5 protein-coding genes and 5 pseudogenes are annotated in these 5,953 nt (G+C 62.1%); 7 read left to right on the top strand and 3 right to left on the bottom strand.

The genetic code is table 11. From position 1 onward, the window contains the following. A pseudogene (locus AC1DOX_RS30705) lies at positions 1 to 104 on the top strand (TetR/AcrR family transcriptional regulator); the annotation flags it as partial. A gap of 353 nt (positions 105 to 457) precedes the next feature. Here the strand turns inward: AC1DOX_RS30705 and AC1DOX_RS30710 are convergent. The 3 genes from AC1DOX_RS30710 to AC1DOX_RS30720 all read right to left on the bottom strand — a co-directional run bounded on the left by AC1DOX_RS30710 (position 458) and on the right by AC1DOX_RS30720 (position 2,089). Next, positions 458 to 811 carry a hypothetical protein gene (locus AC1DOX_RS30710; protein WP_441624619.1) on the bottom strand — a complete coding sequence of 118 codons (354 nt, stop codon included), beginning with the start codon at positions 809 to 811 and terminating at the stop codon, positions 458 to 460. 606 nt (positions 812 to 1,417) lie between these two features. After that, entirely contained in the window at positions 1,418 to 1,846 is a 429-nt protein-coding gene (locus AC1DOX_RS30715) for a DUF6988 family protein (protein ID WP_441624623.1), read from the bottom strand. 9 nt (positions 1,847 to 1,855) lie between these two features. After that, positions 1,856 to 2,089, bottom strand: coding sequence for a hypothetical protein (locus tag AC1DOX_RS30720; protein ID WP_441624620.1), 234 nt, complete (start codon positions 2,087 to 2,089; stop codon positions 1,856 to 1,858). Between the two features lie 505 nt (positions 2,090 to 2,594). Here AC1DOX_RS30720 and AC1DOX_RS30725 point away from each other — a divergent pair. The 6 genes and pseudogenes from AC1DOX_RS30725 to AC1DOX_RS30750 all read left to right on the top strand — a co-directional run. Next, a pseudogene (locus AC1DOX_RS30725) lies at positions 2,595 to 2,954 on the top strand (DUF932 domain-containing protein); the annotation flags it as partial. Positions 2,955 to 2,978: 24 nt separating this feature from the next. Continuing rightward, positions 2,979 to 3,059: pseudogene (locus AC1DOX_RS30730) on the top strand (conjugal transfer protein TrbF); the annotation flags it as partial. After that, positions 3,056 to 4,066: a P-type conjugative transfer protein TrbG gene (trbG, locus tag AC1DOX_RS30735; RefSeq protein ID WP_441624621.1), complete on the top strand. Its 1,011-nt coding sequence runs from the start codon at positions 3,056 to 3,058 to the stop codon at positions 4,064 to 4,066. The pseudogene AC1DOX_RS30730 and the gene trbG, both read left to right, overlap by 4 nt. Then, positions 4,063 to 5,367: a TraB/TrbI/VirB10 family type IV secretion system protein gene (locus AC1DOX_RS30740; protein WP_477114091.1), complete on the top strand. Its 1,305-nt coding sequence runs from the start codon at positions 4,063 to 4,065 to the stop codon at positions 5,365 to 5,367. The genes trbG and AC1DOX_RS30740 overlap by 4 nt, the downstream gene beginning before the upstream one ends. Further along, positions 5,367 to 5,525, top strand: a pseudogene (locus tag AC1DOX_RS30745) (DUF2274 domain-containing protein); the annotation flags it as partial. The gene AC1DOX_RS30740 and the pseudogene AC1DOX_RS30745, both read left to right, overlap by 1 nt. Positions 5,526 to 5,824: 299 nt before the next feature. Then, positions 5,825 to 5,953 (top strand): annotated as a pseudogene (locus AC1DOX_RS30750) (hydrolase); the annotation flags it as partial.

The following is a 5,953-nucleotide window of genomic DNA, read 5'->3' on the forward strand; positions in this document are numbered from 1 at the left end:
CCGCCGTTGCTGGCGCTCAGCTCATTGCCAGGAGTCGCTCGGATATTTCTCTCTATGACGCGTTGATTGAAAGTTATCGCGTTGCTGGTCTTCTGCCGGCATAGCAGTATTGAGCAAATCATCTTTGTGGACTCTCGTCTCAGCGAAGTATGGACGGCCGCTTTTTCGCAGGGGATGGACCTACGAACGACGGATCAGGCGTCCCCCTCAATGTCGCTTCATGGCCGATCTCTGCCGCCGGGCTGTCCAGTTGGCAGTGCCACAATATTGACCTGAAACGGTCGCCCGAAAGGCGTAACGCGCTAATCGCCTGGTGCTGGGCATCACGCCCTACAAGCTGCGGGTCACTGACACCGGTGGTCAAAATCTCGGCTGCGAATGATGAAGGCGACTAGGTCTTGCAGGCTGTCGGAGTTTCCATTTGACGACCTGGCGACGCGGGAGAGTGGTGGCAAGCCTACTGCGTGCACTTTTCCCGATACACCTGCTGCAATTGCCTGCGCGTCCGGTCGCGCTGGACCGTGGAGATTTCGGTGCCCTGACTATTCTCAACCGGCACGCCCGAGAGTCGGTAACTGCGGCGAGGAGTCTCATCGATCTGTTCGGCCAGTTGATTGCACTGCTCATCAAGAGACGATGGTTGCGAGGGGGTGGGCTGGAACCGGGGCGACCCCTCACGTATTGCATCAGAAATTGCATCATTGATCGTGGCGTCTGCCGGAGATGGCTGCCGTGTCTGCGCATGTCCATGGAACAGAGGCGTCAAACCGGCTAGCAATGCGAGTTGGCAGACGTGGCGGCGCAGCAACATTAGTGTCTCCCGGGCATACTGGTACACCTGCCCCGAGCGGCGGGTGGCGTCGCGATCCCATGTGTGGTGGGCGAAGCGATGGTGGCGCTAATGCCAAGTAGTCATCCATCGACATTCAGCCTAGCCTAACTCGCCGCGCCTGGCTGGCATTGTCTACAAAGTATGGTCCGAAAGTCGATTGACCGAAACCGGCTGCGGATTGTGTGGCAACAATCTTCAATACGGCCAATCTGTGAGGGCGTCCTACCGTACTCTCGACCCGTTAGCTGAGTCGAATGGGTTCCTCTAACTCGATGGACCCCGTCCCGCGATCTTGTGGTTGCGCGCACAGGGATGGTTGCCGCGCGACGTTGCTTTCTGCCAGGTATTTACCTCAGTTGGCTTATTTCGTTGCGGCCGCAGACAGCGCGTCGCCTTCCACCAGGGTCCAGTGAGGGCGGCTCTTGCGGAGCCGAGATACGACGTTCGCGTTCAATTGAGTCTGCCGATTTAGCGGGGCTTGACCTTCCGAGCCGAAAAGCGCTTGCGCATCTATGCGCCTGGTGCACGATCCGCCGGCCGCATCGCCATCTGACCCACCTCGGGGGCGGCGCATATCCCTTTCGATCATTTCAGCAGATCCGGCAGGCAATCGGCAAATTCCGGCAGGACCGTGCTCATTGGCTTCGTAATGGCCTCTTCGCCGGTGAGGATCGCGAGGGTCATGCCGGCCATCGTGGTCAACCCGTTAGCGTTGCGCAGCACCTGTAGCACCAGGTGGAGGGGAAAGCCATCGGCGGTGCGGCGCAAGGGATGAATGCCGCCATGCACGAACGAGTTCATGGCGTTCCAGGACACGTCCTTGAAGTGGGACAACATTTGATGTGCGGCAGTTGGCGCCAACCCTTGTCCTGCCCGCATACCGATCTGTTTGATCATGTCGCTCACGCCGGGCAAGTTCTTGGCCGCCTGCTCGCTCTGCAAGGTCAACGGGGTTTGCAGCTTGTCAATCGCCGTGTCGCTCGCTGCGTAGAGCAGCCACATCGCCCGCGTCAGGGCCTCGAACTATAGTCGCATCAGGCTGACGGCGGAGGTGGGCAGGCCCAAAGCCGTCAGGGCTCGCAGGGCAACAGCGTGCTCCATCGCGATCAGGCACATGTACAGTGCCGCTTCGCCTCGGGGAGAGCCGTCGAACTCGGCGTCGTCGAGCAGCGCATTCAGTCGCTCGTGCAGTGCGTCCGATCGTTGGAGCATGTGCTCCAAGGGATTGTCGGCCCCGGTGTTGTTCTTCGTTTGCATGCCGATATGGTAGCGCGAACCCATTGATGGGCGTCCCTGGCCAAGAAGATGGGCCGGTCGCGCTCTCGTGCTGCGCATCGAGCCTCGCTGCGCGAGTCTCGCCCCATCCGGGCTTCCATCGCTGACACCTACGGCCCGGTTCTTCGATCCGGGCCTGCGCGCTTCGTTTGCGTGGGGCCTGCGCCAACTGCGGTCGGTTGCCTGTCCAGCCGTCTTCCTTCACTCATCACCTTGTCCGCGACTGTAGCCCGCGGCCGTGTGCCATCAAGGCGCGCCGGGCCGTGTCCTCGGCTACGCCTGCGGGCCGCACCCACCCGGCGCTTTTCTCCTTGACGGCCCCCGCCCCGCGCGCGCCTGGCCGCCGCGGGCGATGAACTCAGGAAAGACGGTGGCAACGAGGCCGGCCCAAGTCTCCGCGCCGACCCCACCGGAAAAGCCGAAAGGCGGGCTCCGAAGCTAGGAATCCGGTGGTTTTCGACAGCTAACCCTTGTCAGGAGAAACACCATGCAACTCGCATCCCGCTTCGCTTCCCGTTCCCCGGTGTTGCGCTCGGAATTCCCCTTGTCCGACGACCAAATCCGCAGCGTAGCCCCGTCCATCTTCGCGGAAGCCCCACATGGCAGTCGTTCAGAGCGGTACAGCTATATCCCCACCGTCACGGTATTGGACGAGCTGCGCGGCGAAGGCTTCCAACCCTTCATGGTCTGCCAGACACGCGTGCGGCAGGACGACCGCCGCGAATATACCAAGCACATGATCCGGCTGCGCCACGCCAGTCAGATCAATGGCAGCGAGGCCAACGAGATCATCCTGCTGAATTCGCACGATGGCACGAGCAGCTACCAGATGCTGGCCGGCATGTTCCCCAAATGTTGATCTGGACATAGTCAAAAGAATCCGCTAGGCATCTATGTCAACGGACTGTCGTGGAGCCGCGAGCTGGACGCTTCCGAAGGAGCCAAGCCATGAAGCTGCCATTCCGCCTTTACACCTTCGTGTTTATGCTCGTGACGACGATGTCGTCGCTGCCGGGCTGCGCCACGCATGGCAAGCCGCCGCCGGCGATCTCGCTCGACGAGCCCGCGCAGGCGCAGTTGCTGCCTGAACCACCCAAGCCAGTGGAAGTGGTGGAGGTACCGAAGGTGCTGCCGATGCCGGCGCAGATGAAGCCGCTGCCGGAAGCAGCAGAGATCACGCCTGCGCCGGAGCCGGCTGACGAAACCGTGCGCGTGTCGCGCGCCAATGCCGAAGCGCGTGTTGCGCCGACCCGCGAGGGTTATGTGAATGCGATCCAGGTCTGGCCGTTCACCGATGGCGCGCTGTACCAGATGTATGCGGCGCCTGGTCGCGTAACGGTGATTTCGCTTCAAGAGGGCGAGGAACTCGTCACGGTCGCTGCCGGCGATACCGTGCGCTGGATCGTCGGTATTACATCCAGCGGCAGTGGCGACGCGCTGCGCGTCAACGTACTGGTGAAACCCATTCGCTCCGGACTGAAGACCAATCTGGTGATTACCACCAGCCGGCGTACCTACCTGATGGAGCTGACGTCGACCGAAAGAACTTGGATGGCCTCGGTGTCATGGGATTACCCTAAAGACCGGATGTTGGCCTTGCAGCGCCAGGCGCGGGCCGCACAGGAGGCCGCGCCTGTCGATACCGGCCTCTCGCTGGAGAAGATCCGCTTCCGCTATGCGATCAGCGGCAGCAATCCGCCGTGGAAGCCTCAGCGCGCCTTCGATGATGGTGAAAAGGTCTATATCCAGTTTCCGCCGGGCATCGCGCAAGGTGAGTTGCCGCCGTTGTTCGTGATCGGCGCGAAAGGCGATGGACAACTGGTCAACTACCGCTTTCGTTCGCCGTACTACATCGTGGATCGGCTGTTCGGCGCGGCCGAACTGCGCCTGGGTGGTGAGAAGGGCGATGTCGTGCGTATCGAACGTACCGACGGTGCCTCGCGGGGGAACTTGTCATGAGTCAGGACGACACCGCGGATGTGCCTGCGCACGACGTTGGCCCGAAGATTGCCCCGAAGGTCGCGCCGGAGAGCGTAGCGTTGCGGGCGCAGCCGCACCCGGTCACGCGCCTCAACCGACGAACGCTTGCCATTCTTACTGGAGGCTTGGCCATCGCGGTCGTGGCGGCAACGATGTGGTCGCTGCAGCCGAAGCAGAGGCGCAGCAATAGCGACCCGGCCGAACTCTACAACACCGATCCTGTCTCTCGCTCCGAGGGACTCGACCAGTTGCCCGCTGACTACTCCAAGCTGCCGCCAGCTTTGCCGCCGCAGGTGCCAGCGCTGGGGCCACCGCTGCCGGGCGACCTGGGACCAGCTATCGTCAAGTCGCTGCAGCCCGAGGTGGCCAGCTACTCCGCCCCCGGCCAAGACCCGGCAGCGGCTGAGCGCGACGCCGTGCGCAAGGAGGCGGAAGCGGCGGCGGCATCGTCGGTGTTCTTCCGCTTGGGCAACCAATCCACGACCGCGGCGCCGGCGGATGTTGCGGCGCCAAACTCGATGGGCGGCATGGCCGACGTCGACCCACTGGCCACCGGGCCAGCTTCGATGGTCGCTCCGCCTGCCGAACCGACCGCCGTGCAAAACCGGCAAGACCAAAAGGTGGCCTTCCAGAAATTGGGCGCCACGGAAATCCGAGGTTCCGGCAGCCTGCAGATGCCGGGCTCGCCATATCAACTGATGGCCGGATCAGTCATTGCCGGTGCGCTGGTGACGGGTATCAAATCGGACTTGCCGGGCGACGTGATCGCAACGGTGACGGAACCAGTGTGCGACACCGCGACAGGTCGCCATCTGCTGATTCCCCAGGGTTCGCGCATCCTTGGGCGATACAACAGCCAGGTGAGCTATGGACAGAGCCGGGTTCAGGTGGTGTGGAACCGAATTATCCTGCCGGACACGTCCTCACTAACGCTGGACAACCTGGTCGGCATGGATCCGGCCGGCTATGCCGGTCTGGAGGATGGCACCGACTGGCATTGGGATCGGATCTTTGCCAGCGCGGCGCTGACGACCCTGCTCGGTGTCGGCGCCGAGCTGGCCGCGCCAGAGAGCCGCCAGAACGGCGATCGCGTCATCATCGCCGGGCGCGGCAGCCTGCAGGACAGCGTGAACCAGGTTGGGCAGGAAATGGCCCGGCGCAATCTCAACATCCAACCTACGTTGACGGAGCGGCCGGGACTGCCCGTGCGCATCATCGTCAGCCGCGATCTGGTGCTGCGGCCATACCAGCCGCTGTCCTTCAATCAGGGGACCTCATGATGAATACGACGCGAAAGCTGCGGCTCGGGCCGTTGCCCAAGACCGAGAGCGCCAAGCTGACGTTCTCATGCCCGGCCAGCCTCAAGGCCGACTTGGATCGCTACGCAGCGCTGCATGCACAAACCTATGGTGAGGCGGTGGATGCGGTAGCGCTGATCTGAAGCGGGCAACCGGTGTGCCATTGCCTATGACCGCTCACGAGTGAAGCAGCCATGCAACCGGCTACGCCACTACAGCTTGGCAACTTGGCCGTGGCAGGAGGAGTTTTTGATGGGGTGACCTATATTCAATAATTTTGAATAACTATGACAGCGATTCGCCACTTTCTCCGGGATGGTGGTCGCTATAGTTCTGCACATGGACGGCACAACAACAGCGGCAAGCCAAATAGAGCGCCGGAAGCGCCGTCCGATAGCTCCTCAAACTTATTGAACCACATTTTATACCGGAGAGCACCATGTCGAACGCCAAGCTGCAAGTCCTGACCCCGCGCAACAGCCAGCTCATCATCATCGACCACCAGCCCCAGATGGCCTTCGGCGTGCAGTCGATGGACCGCCAGACCATGAAGAACAACGTCGTGGGC

The sequence above is a fragment of the Cupriavidus sp. 01L415 genome, assembly GCF_056400065.1.

Bases quoted from the DNA above. Each gene is read 5' to 3' on its own strand.
- AC1DOX_RS30710 (WP_441624619.1), bottom strand. From the start codon at position 811: ATGTTGCTGCGCCGCCACGTCTGCCAACTCGCATTGCTAGCCGGTTTG.
- AC1DOX_RS30720 (WP_441624620.1), bottom strand. From the start codon at position 2,089: ATGCAAACGAAGAACAACACCGGGGCCGACAATCCCTTGGAGCACATG.
- trbG (WP_441624621.1), top strand. From the start codon at position 3,056: ATGAAGCTGCCATTCCGCCTTTACACCTTCGTGTTTATGCTCGTGACG.
- AC1DOX_RS30740 (WP_477114091.1), top strand. From the start codon at position 4,063: ATGAGTCAGGACGACACCGCGGATGTGCCTGCGCACGACGTTGGCCCG.